Raw genomic sequence first — 15,145 nt, forward strand, 5'->3', positions numbered from 1 at the left:
ACGGCGTCCGGGCCCGGTAATCTTTGCCTGACATTAACCTGGATCGGGCAGAAACCCCAGTGCGATCGAAAACTGGACGCCAATCACGACAATGCCGCAGATAAACACCAGCGCCAGCGCTGGTGTGCCGCCTGCCACACGATAGCCCGCCTGAGGGCTCTGTTTACGGCACTGCCAGACCAGCATAGCAGGGATGAGCAGTGCCAGCACTGCCAGCGCTACGCCGGCATAGCCTAATGCCATCACAAATCCGCGTGGGTAGAAAAGCGCAAACGCCAGCGGCGGCAGAAAGGTAATCAGCCCGGTTTGCAGGCGTCCGGACACCGTACTGCGGCGCTGGAATAGATCGGCCAGGTAATCAAATAATCCTAGCGCTACGCCCAGAAAAGAGGTCGCCAGCGCCAGATCGGCGAACAGGTGGACCGCCAGTTCGACATGTGGCGAAGCGACCACTTCTCTGAGCGCCTGCAGCAGGCCATTTAACCCGGCATGGCTGGCCAGTAGCCCTCTGAATGTCGGCGAGTCGATACTTCCCAGCGTGGCGAGCTGCCAAAAAATATAGGCCACTAACGGAATGGCGCTACCCGTCATAAAGACCCAACGCAGCCGGCGAATGTTGCCGTTCATATAACTCACAATACTCGGTACGCTTCCGTGAAAACCAAAAGAGGTGAAAATGACCGGTATGGCGGATAACGCCAGCCCCTGCTGTAAAGGAAGCGTAAGAAGATTTACTTTATGAATATGTGGCGTGAGCAACGCAAGCATGATGACCAGAAAAATGATCTTCGCGCTAAACAGGAAGCGGTTAAAAAGGTCGACCAGCGAGGTGCCCACACACACCACCCCACCGGCAACAAAGGTGAACAGCAGCACCCCGGCAGCGGGCGAGAGCGTGGCGCCAAGCCAGTTATTAATACTGGATGCCAGTAATTCTCCGGCTCCGGAAATGTAGGCGGCGGTGAGCGCATACATTAAGAACATCATACTGAATCCCGTAAGCCACTGTCCGTAACGTCCAAGATAGCGTTTTGCCAACGAGCCCAGCCCAGTATCCGCCGGAACGTGTTGATATACTTCCAGTAATAGTAGCGCGGTATAACACATCAGCGCCCACAGACCAATCAACAATCCCAGCGTGACGCTGAAACCAACGCCAGCCGCTGCCAGCGGCATTGCCAGCATCCCGGCGCCGATAGTGGTGCCTGCCACGATAAAAATACTGCCCAGAGTTCTGTTTTTCACGCTTTCTACTACCCCGGTAACAAAGAACGGTGATATCCGCGGCGCAGGGTAAGGCATTACGCTATTTTCGTCAAATGGTCGTTACAATGGGTGTACTGTAAAATTTACAGTTCCGGGCATAAAAGCGAATATGGAAGGAGACGCGGACAACCGCCGTAAACCTGCGCTAGCGCAAAGTCGCTCGTACACGGACACATTAGGCTACGAGTTTTATTCAGGAGGGGTTATGGATTCCATTCATGGTCACGAAGTGCTCAACATGATGATTGAGTCTGGCGAGCAGTACACGCATACCTCGCTGGAGGCGGCAATAAAAGCGCGCTTTGGCGAGCGGGCACGATTTCACACCTGTTCAGCGTCAGATATGACGGCGGCGGAACTGGTCGCGTTTCTGGCGGCGAAAGGAAAGTTTATTGCCGTGGAGGACGGTTTTTCAACGCATGAGAGTAAAATCTGCCGCCATTAATACGCCACGGTGAGAGCGCGTCTCACCGTGTAAGGACTTGCTGGATTAATTTTGCGTATCCAGGGTGGAGAGTTCTTTATCAATGAAATAAAGCCCTTCGCCGCTTTTTCCCGCCAGCGTTAATTTATCAATAATAGATTTGAACAGTTTTTCTTCTTCATGCTGTTCTGCCACATACCACTGCAAGAAATTAAATGTCGGATAATCCTGGCTGGTCATTGCGGCATGAGCCAGTTCATTAATTTTTTGCGTAATAAGCTGCTCATGCTCATAGGTCGCGCGGAACAGCTCATCCAGCGAGGCGTACTCAGCGAAGGGCGAAGAAACGGTATGAATGCGCGGCAGGCTTCCGGTATCGGTAAGGTAGTCAAACAGGCGCTGCATATGCGTCATCTCTTCTTGCGCATGGCGACGAAGAAATGCGGCTGCGCCTTCAAAACTATGATAGCTACACCACGCGCTCATTTGTTGATAGAGCAGGGAGGAGTACAACTCCAGATTCATTTGCTCATTCAGTTTGTCGATCATTTCTGTTTTCAGCATGGTTCCGCTCCACAAATAGCAAAAGATATACAGTAATGTGGCGCCACTATAATTTGTTATTTTATTATTTGCAAAAGGTAAAATATTAAATTTAATTATTAAAAATACGAATGGGAATAAAACGCATTAACGCCAGTGTATAGGGTATAAAAATAAAGGAAAGCCAGCATCTTCATGCTGGCAATAGCGACCCTGCGCTCTCCTCCATTGTACATGGTGTCGGCGTTAAGCCAGCCGCCTTAATAATAAAGCGGCATAATTTGCGGGACGGCAACGCCCCGGCACTGCCAGGAGAGGGTAAATCGGGTGTTCAGACACAACGAGCCCGCATAAATGCTACAGGTTCCTACCGGCTGACCAAACGAAACGGCATCGGCATAGCCCATCTGCTGGCATTCGCGTGTTGCGGTCCCGTGAGATACATAGTCATCTGTCCGTGAAGTAAAAAATAGCGGCTGGTTATACGTCAGGCGCACGATGCCGCTTATCGGGCTGGCTTCGCTGACCTGCGCTTGTCGAGTAATGGTGCATCCCGTCAGGGCTAGCAGTGAAAGAGTAAAAATAAGAGGCTTCATAAAATCGCTCCGACAATTCGGTATCAGACCATGCTACCTCGTGTCTTGCACCGTCAATGGCTGGAATAACTTACGGATTCGCCTTGATTAAAGGTAACGGCAGGAGGTTTACAGCGGGAACAGAAAATGTGTGAGCGTCTCTTCATTTAATGAAACTTAGTTTCATTAAATTTGAATGCGTGTTCTCAAGTGTGTAGTGTGGGCAAAACGTCATGATTTACGCAGACGCGACCGTCTGCATTCAGGAGGAACACGATGAAAATTGCACTGATGATGGAAAATAGCCAGGCCAGCAAAAATGCCATCATTTATAACGAACTTAGCGCCGTCGCCAATGAAAAGGGATTTCCCGTTTTTAACGTCGGCATGTGCGACGAAAATGACCATCACCTGACGTACATTCATTTAGGCATCATGGCGAGTATTCTGCTTAATGCAAACGCGGTTGATTTTGTGGTTACTGGCTGTGGCACTGGTCAGGGCGCGCTGATGTCGTTAAATATTCATCCAGGTGTCATTTGTGGCTATTGCATCGATCCGGCAGATGCTTTTCTGTTTGCGCAGATCAACAACGGCAATGCGTTGTCCCTGCCATTTGCGAAAGGCTTTGGCTGGGGCGCTGAGCTGAACGTGCGTTTCATCTTTGAAAAAGCGTTTACCGGGCGTAAAGGTGAGGGGTATCCGCCTGAGCGCAAAGCGCCGCAGGTACGCAATGCGGGCATTTTGAATCAGGTTAAGGCCGCGGTCGTCAAAGAGAATTATCTGGATACACTGCGGGCTATCGATCCTGAACTGGTTAAAACGGCGGTTTCAGGGCCGCGTTTCCAGCAATGTTTGTTTGAAAACGGCCAGAATAAAGAAATAGAAGCGTTTGTACGTGAGATGCTGGGGTAATGCCCGGACAAGACAGAGACGTTTCGCGCCTGTCGGCTGGCATGATGTGCCGATAATACGCCAGTAGCGACAGGCGCCACCTCTGGCAAACAGACCAGAAACGGTGTAGGCCGGATAAGCTGCTTCGCGTTGCTATCCGGCTAATAACGTCTCAATATTGTCGCTCGGGGAGCCGCTATCAGTGATGCTGATAGGTCACGACGTTAAGGAGATGCTGATCGGTTTGCGCCAGACATAACCCTGCTCGTTTAGCGCTGCGAACTTCTTCGAGAATAGTTTGTAAAAGTACGCCATCCTGCTGCTGCTCTTTTTCCAGGGTATGGAGAAAATCGAGCGTTGAGGCATCATTCAGCGCTTTCGCTTCATCTGCCAGACGCGACAGCGTGCTGGCGCGTTGCTGATAATCCTCCAGGGTTTTCTGGAACAATTCTTCCAGAGAGCAGAGCTCTTCACCCGGAACGTCAATGGCTTTAACGATAGGGGTGGCGCCGGCGTTTTTCATAAAATTAAACATGCGCATCATTTGCGTCACGTTGCCTTGCGCCTGGGTACGAAGAAAGGTGGCGGTGCCTGTTAAACTGTGTTCAGAACACCATTCGCTTAGATGGAGGTAAAGATTTGATGCGTAAAACTCAAGGTTCATTGGCGTGTTGAGCTTTTGAACCATTCCTACAGCTGCCATAACAATATCCTTATTTCCAGAAAGTGTTGATGTGCATGACAGACGAGAATGCAACGGGCCGTTGTCACATTCTTACCTCTATGCACAATAAATACTCTTAGCAGAAGAACTCCGTTCCGCCAGTCCCTTATGCGATCTCATTTCCTGTTTATCGATCGGTAATGAGAATAGCGCATCAATAAAAATAAGAAAATCCTTAAATGCAATTGTTTATCTTTTTTTACATTTTCAGCGGTGTGATTTTTTCAGGTGTAATGATTTTTGGTATGTCATTCTTGTAACTATTTGAAAGATAAAAGATATTATATTTTTTCTGTTTTATGGAACATTGTTTCAGATCATGAGGTGAGCCTTTCAAGTATGGTAATTTCAATAAAATAAACATTAGCCAGTCTGGATATCACACGCATAAACGGTTGAGAGCAAATATGCCTGTTTTTATAAACTAGCCGATTTTGCGGTAGATCATTTTTAATATCATTAATCATACGAGCACGTTATTCGGTTGAGCGCAGTTTTGCTGGGTGACTCGTTAACAAGGAGCAGTCAATGAAAAAGGTCGCGGTGCTGTTGGCACCAGGATTTGAAGAAGCAGAGGCCATTGTTACTCTTGATATTCTGCGACGTTTGCATATCGACGTCGAAACGCTGGCGTGTGCTGAATCACGGGCGGTGGTGAGTTACCATGATATTCCTATGGTTGCGGACAGCACGCTGAGTGAACGCCAGCAGGCGCTTTTCGATGCGGTAGTGCTACCGGGCGGTCCGCAGGGGAGCGCTAATCTGGCGGCTAATCCGGCGGTGATCGCTTTCGTTGCGCGTCATGATGCGGCAGGCAAATTAATTTGTCCTATCTGTTCCGCGGCGGCAAGGGTGCTGGGTGCTCACGGATTGCTGAAGGGGCGTCGTTATGTCTGTTCCGGCGATCTGTGGAAAGCGGTTCCGGAAGGTGTCTATGTGGATGCGCCCGTGGTTGAAGATGGTAATTTAATTAGCGGCAAAGGGTTGGGTCATGTCTTTGATTTCGCGCTAACCCTTTCCGCCAGACTGCTGGGAGACGATGCGCCGGTTCGCGAACAGGCTGAACATATCTATTATCCCTGGTAATCGTTATTCACCCAGGGCCGTAAGGATTAGCTGGCTGATGTTATGGATTAATGTGCTGGCTTTCCTGCCTTTTGGCTGATGAATTCGCTCTGGGTTATGTCATTTTCCGCTAAAACTATTCCCGCCATCAGCATTTATCTAATGAATGAAAGACAGTGCACCGTTTTACGTCTTCTCTAACAAGAATCGTTTGATTTTACCCTACATAAAAAACGCTAAAGCAGGTCAATGACTTCCCTGGGTTATGAGTTAATCGTTATTTCTGCGTGTGTCTTAGGGGGGGGATTCCTGAAAGGCGGCCTCGGAAAAGTCTCATATGTGGTGGCGAGCGTACTGATATCAGGAGCGGTGGAGAGCGCGATGAACCTGCTCAACATTTCACCTTTTGCACAGTGTATGGTTCGCGGCTGAATCCTTCTGACAACAGTTATCTTCGACCATTATAAGCAAAAAGCGAAGCGTACGATTTGATGAATTAATACTCAACTAAACAGTATAGCTTCACGTCATCGCCAGCCGCTACCCCGGCTGGCGATGGTCTTTCTAAATGGCGAGCAGCGTCACACTGTCTATACTTACATGACTAATGAGACCGTTTGTGAGTCTCAATATGATGATAAGGAGGAGACCAGGGTGGCAGAACCGTTAACCGTATCCCCCGAACTCACTGCGAACTATGCGTATTTTTTTGACCTTGATGGCACATTGGCAGAGATAAAGCCTCATCCCGATCAGGTAGTGGTACCGCATAAAATCCTTCAGTTGTTAGACCGTCTCGCGGCGCACAACGCAGGGGCACTGGCATTGATTTCAGGGCGTTCAATGACTGAGCTGGATGCTTTGGCGAAGCCTTTTCGCTTTCCACTCGCTGGCGTTCACGGGGCAGAGCGTCGTGACATCAATGGTAAAACCCATATCGTGCGCCTTCCTGAAGCGGTAGTCCGTGAGGTAGAGGCGTTATTACGTTCGACGCTTGTAGCGCTGCCCGGAACGGAGCTGGAGACGAAGGGGATGGCATTTGCGCTGCACTACCGTCAGGCTCCGGAACATGAAGCGGCGCTGTTGGCGCTTGCGCAACACGTTACGCAGCACTGGCCGCAACTGGCGTTGCAGCCTGGTAAATGTGTTGTGGAAATCAAACCTAAGGGAACCAATAAAGGCGAAGCCATTGCCGCCTTTATGCAGGAGGCGCCCTTTGCGGGACGGATTCCCGTTTTTGTGGGCGACGATTTGACCGATGAGGCTGGCTTTGGCGTGGTGAATCACGCTGGCGGAATTTCCGTAAAAGTGGGTGTCGGGGCAACCCAGGCGGCATGGCGGCTGGAAAGCGTACCCGATGTCTGGCGCTGGCTGGAACAAATCAATTATCCACAACAAGAACAACAAGTAATGAATAACAGGAGAGATGGCTATGAGTCGTTTAGTCGTAGTATCTAATCGAATTGCCCCCCCGGATAATAAAGGCGGCGCCGGCGGCCTCGCCGTTGGCGTGCTTGGCGCGCTAAAAGCGGCTGGCGGGTTGTGGTTCGGCTGGAGTGGCGAGACAGGTAACGAGGATGAGCCATTAAAAAAGGTGACAAAAGGTAATATTACCTGGGCATCGTTTAACCTGAGTGAACAAGATTACGAAGATTATTACTGTCAATTTTCCAATGCGGTTCTCTGGCCTGCGTTCCACTATCGTCTGGACCTGGTACAGTTTCAGCGTCCTGCATGGGAAGGCTATATGCGGGTGAATGCGTTATTAGCGGATAAGTTATTGCCCCTCATTAAAGAGAACGACATCATTTGGGTGCATGACTACCACCTGTTACCGTTTGCCAGCGAGCTGCGTAAACGCGGCGTGAACAACCGAATTGGTTTTTTCCTGCATATTCCATTCCCGACCCCGGAGATTTTTAACGCTTTACCGCCGCATGATGAACTGCTGGAGCAGTTGTGTGACTTTGATCTGCTCGGGTTCCAGACGGAAAATGATCGCCTGGCTTTTCTGGATAGTCTTTCGAGTCAAACGCGAGTCACGACTCGCAGCGGCAAGCAGCATATCGCGTGGGGGAAAGACTTCCAGACAGAAGTGTATCCTATCGGTATTGAGCCCGATGAGATTGCTCTGCAGGCTGCCGGGCCGTTGCCGCCTAAACTGGCGCAGCTCAAGGCGGAACTGAAAAATGTGAAGAATATTTTTTCCGTTGAGCGGCTGGATTATTCGAAAGGGCTGCCGGAACGTTTTCTGGCGTATGAAGCGCTACTGGAAAACTATCCGCAGCATCGGGGAAAAATTCGTTATACCCAAATTGCGCCTACATCACGCGGCGAAGTACAGGCATACCAGGATATTCGCCACCAGCTTGAGACGGAAGCAGGCCGGATTAATGGGAAATATGGACAATTGGGCTGGACGCCGCTCTATTATCTGAATCAACATTTCGACCGTAAACTGTTAATGAAGATATTCCGTTATTCAGACGTCGGGCTCGTCACCCCGTTGCGTGACGGGATGAACCTGGTGGCGAAAGAGTTTGTCGCCGCGCAGGATCCCGCTAACCCTGGCGTACTGGTACTGTCACAGTTTGCCGGCGCGGCGAATGAACTGACGTCGGCGTTAATCGTCAATCCTTACGATCGGGATGACGTGGCGGCGGCGCTCAATCGCGCGTTAACGATGCCCCTTGCCGAGCGTATTTCGCGCCATGCGGAAATGCTGGACGTGATCGTTAAAAATGACATTAACCGCTGGCAGGAGCGTTTTATTCATGACCTAAAGGAGGTCACGCCGCGTAGCCCTGAGCGTCAGCAGCAGAACAACGTGGCGACGTTCCCTAAGCTGGCCTGAAATATCGCGAGCGGCGACTAGTCGCCCGCTAACGGCACCAGCAACACATCTACCTGGCTGGCGCTGACGACACTTTTTGCCGAGCAGGACGCGCGCGAAAAGAAACTGTGGTTATGGTTGCCGCAAATGACCAGATCAACATGGTGTTTGCGGCACACAGCCAAAATATGCTGGCTTAACTCACCTGATGCGATGAAAGTTTGTTCAATCGGATAATCCGCATTTTCCCCCAGCATCTTAAGAAAATTCTCGGTCTCTTCATGCATAACCGCGCGTAAATCCTCCATCATGGGCGCAGCGAACTGGTTATACAGTTCAGGATCGGAAGCGAGAGTAATCAGGCTTATTTTCGCCTGAACAGGGCGGGCGATAGAGACCGCTTTAGCCAGTAGCTGGTGACTTTCCGGGGTGACGGCAACGGCGACAAGAATATGGGTGTAGCTCATAACTCGCTCCTTGATTGCAAGAATATGAGATTGTGCTTTAGCTTTACTCTGTTTATCGCATTTCTGCAATGCGCTAATGCCACATTAATGTGAAGGACATCATAATTAATCATTAATTATTCTTATGTAAAGAATCGTGGCATAAGACACTTTTTACACACCACCCGGATGCTTCATTTAAACGGGTGAACAAGGAAAGCTAAAAGTTAAATCAAATGAGCTTATTTTTAACAGCGGAGGGCGTATGCTGTGACGAGATTAATTAATAACGTTTAATATTTAAGCCACTGTTTACTAAAGGTAAAATAAAATCGTTTCTAAAATAGAAATAATAGCCTGTTATCTATTATCCTGGCGTTATTTTAACAGAGAGAAACAAAAAAGAATTTGGTGTTGACGTACCCCTATTCAGCAGTGTGGAATAGAAAAAGTGAACATTAGGTTATTAATTAAACAAAGTAAAAGCCATGCTGATGGTTTTATCGTAAGTATTCTGTTAAATTATGTGATCTACATCACATATTTTCTAAAATCGCCGTCCCGCTCCGTTGTATGTCACGAAGCTGACGAGTAGAGTTGCGTCGAATTAGGAAAAATCTTAGGCATTTGTAAAAATTGATGTAAACGTGTAAGGCGAATCTCAGTGGGAGGCTGCGTTATACGTCACAATGTCCATAATGTCTGAGCGCTGCTATGCATTTGACCTTTTTGCTTCTTTTACCGGGCCTTCCCGGCGACATCACGGGGTGCGGCTACGTCGCACAAAAATAAAGTTGGTTATTCTGGATGGGAACAATGCATACATCCGAGTTGCTAAAACACATTTATGACATCAATTTGTCATATTTACTCCTTGCACAGCGTTTGATCGTCCAGGACAAAGCATCTGCGATGTTCCGCCTCGGTATCAACGAAGAGATGGCAAACACACTGGGCGCGTTGACCCTGCCGCAGATGGTCAAACTGGCGGAGACGAACCAGTTAGTTTGTCATTTCCGGTTTGACGATCATCAGACGATCACCCGTTTGACTCAGGATTCGCGCGTCGATGACTTACAGCAGATTCACACAGGTATCATGCTTTCAACGCGTCTGCTCAATGAAGTGGACGATACGGCGCGTAAGAAAAGGGCATGATAATGAGTGAAAAAAGCATTGTTCAGGAAGCTCGCGATATCCAGTTGGCGATGGAGTTGATTAATCTTGGCGCTCGTCTACAAATGCTGGAAAGCGAAACACAGCTCAGCCGTGGTCGCCTCATCAGGCTGTACAAAGAATTACGCGGTAGCCCGCCGCCTAAAGGGATGCTGCCATTTTCGACAGACTGGTTTATGACCTGGGAGCAAAATATTCATGCCTCCATGTTCTGCAACGCCTGGCAATTTTTACTGAAAGCCGGCTTATGCAGCGGTGTGGATGCGGTGATTAAAGCTTATCGGCTTTATCTTGAGCAGTGTCCGCAACCGCCTGAAGGGCCGTTGTTGGCGCTGACTCGCGCATGGACGTTGGTGCGTTTTGTTGAAAGTGGGCTGCTCGAATTGTCGAGCTGTAACTGCTGCGGTGGGAACTTTATTACCCATGCGCATCAGCCCGTAGGCAGCTTTGCGTGTAGTTTATGCCAGCCGCCATCCCGCGCAGTAAAAAGACGTAAACTTTCCCGAGATGCTGCCGATATTATTCCACAACTGCTGGATGAACAGATCGAACAGGCTGTTTAACCGAAACGGTGTGGACAAACACTCCAGCAGCGGTAAGTTATTACCGCTGCTTTTTTTTGCCTTGCCTTCGCGTTAATCGCCCGACTGCGCATCCTGTCATAGTCAACAGCGGAAGGATGATGTCGTGCTTATCTTATTAGGTTACCTGGTGGTTATCGGTACAGTTTTCGGCGGTTATGTCATGACCGGCGGACACCTTGGGGCACTCTATCAACCTGCTGAACTGGTCATCATTGGCGGCGCGGGGATAGGGGCGTTCATTGTCGGCAACAACGGGAAGGCCATCAAAGGCACGATGAAAGCGATCCCGTTGTTATTTCGTCGTTCGAAATACACAAAATCTATGTACATGGATTTGCTGGCGTTGCTCTATCGCCTGATGGCCAAATCACGCCAGCAGGGGATGTTCTCCCTTGAACGCGACATTGAAAATCCGAAAGAGAGTGAAATCTTCGCCAGTTATCCGCGTATTCTGGCCGATGCGGTAATGCTTGATTTTATTGTCGATTATCTGCGCCTGATCATCAGCGGCAACATGAATACGTTCGAAATTGAAGCGTTGATGGATGAAGAGATTGAAACCCATGAAAGCGAGGCGGAAGTCCCGGCCAACAGTCTGGCGATGGTGGGGGATTCGCTGCCTGCCTTTGGTATCGTCGCGGCGGTAATGGGGGTGGTTCACGCTCTGGCTTCAGCCGATCGTCCGGCAGCGGAGTTGGGGGCTCTGATTGCCCATGCCATGGTAGGTACGTTCCTCGGTATTTTACTGGCTTATGGATTCATTTCACCGTTAGCGACCGTTTTGCGCCAGAAGAGCGCCGAAACCACCAAGATGATGCAGTGCGTAAAAATTACACTGCTGTCTAATCTGAACGGCTATGCGCCGCCGATTGCCGTGGAATTTGGTCGTAAAACGCTTTATTCCAGTGAGCGTCCATCGTTTATTGAGTTGGAAGAACACGTTCGCGCAGTGAGAAACCCAAACCAGCAGCAGACGACTGAGGAAGCATGAAAAATCAGGCTCATCCCATTGTCGTCGTAAAACGCCGCAGGCACAAACCGCACGGCGGCGGGGCGCACGGTTCCTGGAAAATTGCCTACGCCGATTTTATGACGGCGATGATGGCTTTTTTTCTGGTGATGTGGCTGATTTCCATCTCCAGCCCTAAAGAATTAATTCAGATTGCCGAATATTTTCGTACGCCGTTGGCCACCGCGGTAACGGGGGGAAATCGGATTGCCAATAGCGAGAGCCCGATACCAGGCGGCGGCGATGATTACACCCAACAGCAGGGTGAAGTGGAAAAGCAGCCGAATATCGACGAGCTGAAAAAACGGATGGAGCAGAGTCGGTTAAACAAACTGCGCGGCGATCTGGATCAACTGATCGAATCCGATCCCAAACTGCGCGCGTTACGTCCGCATCTGAAAATTGATTTGGTTCAGGAGGGGTTGCGTATCCAGATTATCGACAGCCAGAACCGCCCGATGTTTAAAACCGGCAGCGCCGAAGTTGAGCCGTATATGCGCGATATCCTGCGTGCGATTGCGCCAGTGTTAAACGGTATACCTAATCGCATTAGCCTGGCCGGCCATACCGATGACTTTCCCTACGCGAACGGCGAAAAAGGCTATAGCAACTGGGAGTTATCCGCCGATCGCGCCAATGCCTCGCGTCGCGAACTGGTCGCTGGCGGGCTGGATAACGGAAAAGTATTACGGGTGGTTGGCATGGCCGCCACGATGCGGCTGAGCGATCGCGGTCCTGATGATGCCATCAACCGCCGCATAAGCCTGCTGGTGTTAAACAAACAGGCGGAACAGGCCATTTTGCATGAAAACGCTGAAAGCCAGAATGAGCCGGTAAGTGTATTACAACAGCCTGCGGCAGCCCCGCCGGCAAGCGTACCCACATCGCCAAAAGCGGAACCGAGGTGATAGCGTGAGCATGGATATTAGCGATTTTTATCAGACATTTTTTGATGAAGCTGACGAGCTGTTGGCTGATATGGAGCAGCATCTGCTGGATTTGGTGCCGGAATCCCCGGACGCTGAACAACTGAACGCCATTTTTCGCGCGGCGCACTCCATTAAAGGCGGCGCGGGCACATTCGGCTTCACTATTCTGCAGGAAACCACGCATTTAATGGAAAACCTGCTGGATGAAGCCCGACGCGGTGAAATGCAGCTCAATACCGACATTATCAACCTGTTTTTGGAAACGAAAGATATTATGCAGGAACAGCTCGACGCCTATAAAAACTCCGAAGAGCCGGATGCCGCAAGCTTCGAATATATCTGCAATGCGCTACGCCAGTTGGCGCTGGAGGCGAAAGGCGAAACCACGCCGGCGGTCGTAGAAACCGCGGCACTAAGCGCGGCGATCCAGGAAGAGAGCGTAGCCGAAACCGAATCGCCTCGTGACGAGAGTAAACTGCGCATTGTACTTTCACGGTTGAAAGCCAATGAGGTCGATCTGCTTGAAGAAGAGTTGGGCAATCTGGCTACTCTGACGGATGTCGTTAAGGGGGCGGATTCACTGTCGGCAACTCTGGATGGCAGCGTCGCGGAAGATGACATTGTCGCGGTGCTCTGTTTTGTCATCGAGGCCGATCAGATCGCTTTTGAAAAAGTGGTCACCGCGCCGGTTGAAAAAGCGCAAGAGAAAACCGAGGTAGCACCGGTAGCGTCTCCGGCAGTCGTTGCGCCAGCCGCCAAAAGCGCGGCCCATGAACATCATGCGGGGCGTGAAAAACCTGCGCGTGAACGCGAGTCCACCAGCATTCGCGTGGCGGTAGAGAAAGTGGATCAGCTCATAAACCTGGTCGGCGAGTTAGTGATTACCCAGTCAATGTTGGCCCAGCGTTCTAACGAGCTGGACCCGGTAAACCACGGCGATCTCATTACCAGTATGGGGCAGTTACAACGTAACGCCCGCGACTTACAAGAGTCGGTGATGTCGATTCGTATGATGCCTATGGAGTACGTCTTCAGCCGTTTCCCGCGTCTGGTACGCGATTTAGCGGGCAAACTGGGCAAGCAGGTAGAGCTGACGCTGGTGGGGAGCTCCACTGAACTTGATAAAAGCCTGATCGAACGCATTATCGACCCGCTGACACACCTGGTGCGCAACAGTCTCGACCACGGGATTGAAATGCCGGAAAAACGCCTTGAGGCGGGGAAAAATGTTGTCGGCAATCTGATTCTTTCCGCAGAACATCAGGGCGGGAATATTTGTATTGAAGTGACCGATGACGGCGCGGGGCTTAACCGTGAGCGTATCCTGGCGAAGGCCATGTCGCAGGGGATGGCGGTGAATGAAAACATGACCGACGATGAAGTAGGCATGTTGATCTTCGCGCCGGGATTCTCAACTGCGGAACAGGTCACGGATGTCTCCGGTCGCGGCGTTGGCATGGATGTGGTGAAACGTAACATTCAGGAGATGGGCGGTCACGTTGAGATCCAGTCAAAACAAGGCTCCGGCACCACGATTCGTATTCTGCTGCCGCTGACGCTGGCCATCCTCGATGGGATGTCGGTTCGCGTGGCGGGGGAAGTTTTTATCCTGCCGTTAAATGCGGTGATGGAGTCGCTGCAACCGCGTGAAGAGGATCTTCATCCGCTGGCGGGCGGCGAACGGGTTCTGGAAGTTCGCGGCGAGTATTTGCCGCTGGTCGAATTGTGGAAAGTGTTTGACGTGGACGGGGCGAAAACCGAAGCCACGCAGGGCATTGTTGTGATCCTGCAAAGCGCGGGACGCCGTTACGCGCTGCTGGTCGATCAGCTCATCGGTCAGCACCAGGTGGTGGTCAAAAATCTGGAAAGCAATTATCGCAAGGTACCGGGGATTTCCGCCGCGACGATCCTGGGCGACGGCAGCGTCGCGCTGATTGTTGATGTTTCCGCATTGCAGGGTTTAAACCGCGAACAACGTATGGCGATCACAGCCGCCTGATTGAGTGAGAAGGGAATAATATGACCGGTATGAGTAATGTAAGCAAACTGGCCGGCGAGCCGTCAGGTCAGGAATTCCTGGTGTTTACACTGGGAAATGAAGAGTACGGCATCGATATCCTGAAAGTGCAGGAGATCCGTGGCTATGACCAGGTGACGCGCATCGCCAATACACCGGCCTTTATAAAAGGGGTGACTAACCTGCGCGGCGTGATTGTCCCCATTGTCGATCTGCGCGTGAAATTCTGCGAAGGCGACGTTGAGTATGATGACAATACGGTAGTGATCGTACTGAATCTGGGGCAACGCGTCGTCGGGATAGTGGTAGACGGCGTGTCTGACGTACTGTCGTTAACGGCGGAACAAATCCGTCCGGCGCCAGAATTTGCCGTGACCTTGTCAACAGAATATTTGACGGGATTGGGCGCGCTCGGCGAGCGTATGCTGATTCTGGTGAATATCGAAAAACTGCTTAACAGCGAAGAGATGGCGCTGCTGGATATCGCAGCATCACACGTCGCGTAATAACGTTGCCGGATGGCGTCGCGCCATCCGGCAATACTAGCCGTTATGCTTCCGCCAGCGGTGAGAGTGCCTGTTCATCGCCCGCGCCCAGCCCCTGCATTTTGCGCCGGCATCGCCGCTGCGACACTGTCATTGGCAATGTCGTCTTCCGGAA

At 50.7% G+C, this 15,145-nt stretch carries 17 protein-coding genes and 1 pseudogene; 12 read left to right on the plus strand and 6 right to left on the minus strand.

The genetic code is table 11. From position 1 onward, the window contains the following. Positions 1–33 precede the first annotated feature (33 nt). Positions 34–1,245 carry a tyrosine transporter TyrP gene (tyrP, locus tag HU143_RS09670; RefSeq protein ID WP_001562965.1) on the minus strand — a complete coding sequence of 404 codons (1,212 nt, stop codon included), beginning with the start codon at positions 1,243–1,245 and terminating at the stop codon, positions 34–36. A 226-nt stretch (positions 1,246–1,471) separates the two neighbouring features. Between tyrP and HU143_RS09675 the strand changes: the two genes are divergently transcribed. After that, positions 1,472–1,711 carry a YecH family metal-binding protein gene (locus tag HU143_RS09675; RefSeq protein ID WP_000377238.1) on the plus strand — a complete coding sequence of 80 codons (240 nt, stop codon included), beginning with the start codon at positions 1,472–1,474 and terminating at the stop codon, positions 1,709–1,711. 45 nt (positions 1,712–1,756) lie between these two features. Here the strand turns inward: HU143_RS09675 and ftnA are convergent, their stop codons facing one another. Together ftnA and HU143_RS09685 are read right to left on the minus strand one after the other, a co-directional pair. Then, positions 1,757–2,254, minus strand: a complete 498-nt coding sequence (gene ftnA / locus HU143_RS09680; RefSeq protein ID WP_000920611.1) for a non-heme ferritin — start codon at positions 2,252–2,254, stop codon at positions 1,757–1,759. Between the two features lie 239 nt (positions 2,255–2,493). Further along, the gene (locus HU143_RS09685) at positions 2,494–2,829 is read right to left on the minus strand and encodes a YecR-like lipofamily protein (RefSeq protein WP_000803229.1); all 336 of its coding nucleotides are present in this window, start codon (positions 2,827–2,829) and stop codon (positions 2,494–2,496) included. Positions 2,830–3,084: 255 nt separating this feature from the next. Here HU143_RS09685 and HU143_RS09690 point away from each other — a divergent pair, with 255 nt between their 5' ends. Continuing rightward, complete coding sequence (locus tag HU143_RS09690; RefSeq protein WP_000684804.1) at positions 3,085–3,723, plus strand: RpiB/LacA/LacB family sugar-phosphate isomerase; 639 nt, start codon at positions 3,085–3,087, stop codon at positions 3,721–3,723. A 178-nt stretch (positions 3,724–3,901) separates the two neighbouring features. Here HU143_RS09690 and HU143_RS09695 read toward each other — a convergent pair whose 3' ends face one another. Beyond that, positions 3,902–4,405, minus strand: coding sequence for a non-heme ferritin-like protein (locus HU143_RS09695; protein ID WP_000741707.1), 504 nt, complete (start codon positions 4,403–4,405; stop codon positions 3,902–3,904). Positions 4,406–4,954: 549 nt separating this feature from the next. Here HU143_RS09695 and HU143_RS09700 point away from each other — a divergent pair. The 4 genes and pseudogenes from HU143_RS09700 (at position 4,955) to otsA (ending at position 8,345) form a co-directional block, all read left to right on the plus strand. Then, on the plus strand, positions 4,955–5,512 hold the full coding sequence (locus tag HU143_RS09700; RefSeq protein WP_000754800.1) for a DJ-1/PfpI family protein: 558 nt from the start codon (positions 4,955–4,957) through the stop codon (positions 5,510–5,512). 228 nt (positions 5,513–5,740) lie between these two features. Continuing rightward, positions 5,741–5,923 (plus strand): annotated as a pseudogene (gene araH / locus HU143_RS09705) (L-arabinose ABC transporter permease AraH); the annotation flags it as partial. A 222-nt stretch (positions 5,924–6,145) separates the two neighbouring features. After that, the gene (gene otsB, locus HU143_RS09710) at positions 6,146–6,949 is read left to right on the plus strand and encodes a trehalose-phosphatase (RefSeq protein ID WP_000840114.1); all 804 of its coding nucleotides are present in this window, start codon (positions 6,146–6,148) and stop codon (positions 6,947–6,949) included. Beyond that, positions 6,924–8,345: an alpha,alpha-trehalose-phosphate synthase gene (gene otsA, locus HU143_RS09715; RefSeq protein WP_000089042.1), complete on the plus strand. Its 1,422-nt coding sequence runs from the start codon at positions 6,924–6,926 to the stop codon at positions 8,343–8,345. The genes otsB and otsA overlap by 26 nt, the downstream gene beginning before the upstream one ends. A gap of 17 nt (positions 8,346–8,362) precedes the next feature. Here the strand turns inward: otsA and uspC are convergent, their stop codons facing one another. Further along, positions 8,363–8,791 carry a universal stress protein UspC gene (uspC, locus tag HU143_RS09720; RefSeq protein WP_023227471.1) on the minus strand — a complete coding sequence of 143 codons (429 nt, stop codon included), beginning with the start codon at positions 8,789–8,791 and terminating at the stop codon, positions 8,363–8,365. Then, positions 8,788–8,904, minus strand: a complete 117-nt coding sequence (locus HU143_RS09725; protein ID WP_001617301.1) for a hypothetical protein — start codon at positions 8,902–8,904, stop codon at positions 8,788–8,790. The genes uspC and HU143_RS09725 overlap by 4 nt, the downstream gene beginning before the upstream one ends. 682 nt (positions 8,905–9,586) lie before the next feature. Here HU143_RS09725 and flhD point away from each other — a divergent pair. From flhD to cheW, 6 genes are all read left to right on the plus strand, one after another. Next, positions 9,587–9,928: a flagellar transcriptional regulator FlhD gene (gene flhD, locus HU143_RS09730; RefSeq protein WP_001518146.1), complete on the plus strand. Its 342-nt coding sequence runs from the start codon at positions 9,587–9,589 to the stop codon at positions 9,926–9,928. Further along, positions 9,925–10,509 carry a flagellar transcriptional regulator FlhC gene (gene flhC / locus HU143_RS09735; RefSeq protein WP_080229776.1) on the plus strand — a complete coding sequence of 195 codons (585 nt, stop codon included), beginning with the start codon at positions 9,925–9,927 and terminating at the stop codon, positions 10,507–10,509. The genes flhD and flhC overlap by 4 nt, the downstream gene beginning before the upstream one ends. 124 nt (positions 10,510–10,633) lie before the next feature. After that, positions 10,634–11,521 (plus strand): flagellar motor stator protein MotA, encoded by an 888-nt coding sequence (gene motA, locus HU143_RS09740; protein WP_000906312.1) that lies wholly within the window; start codon positions 10,634–10,636, stop codon positions 11,519–11,521. Next, a complete protein-coding gene (motB, locus tag HU143_RS09745) occupies positions 11,518–12,447 on the plus strand; it encodes a flagellar motor protein MotB (protein ID WP_000795653.1) in 930 nt (309 codons plus the stop codon). The genes motA and motB overlap by 4 nt, the downstream gene beginning before the upstream one ends. 4 nt (positions 12,448–12,451) lie before the next feature. Beyond that, positions 12,452–14,467: a chemotaxis protein CheA gene (gene cheA, locus HU143_RS09750; RefSeq protein WP_000061307.1), complete on the plus strand. Its 2,016-nt coding sequence runs from the start codon at positions 12,452–12,454 to the stop codon at positions 14,465–14,467. Positions 14,468–14,487: 20 nt separating this feature from the next. Continuing rightward, positions 14,488–14,991, plus strand: coding sequence for a chemotaxis protein CheW (gene cheW, locus HU143_RS09755; RefSeq protein WP_000147295.1), 504 nt, complete (start codon positions 14,488–14,490; stop codon positions 14,989–14,991). Positions 14,992–15,145 lie beyond the last annotated feature (154 nt).

Source organism: Salmonella sp. SJTUF14076, assembly GCF_015534835.1.
Taxonomy (GTDB): Bacteria; Pseudomonadota; Gammaproteobacteria; order Enterobacterales; family Enterobacteriaceae; genus Salmonella; species Salmonella enterica.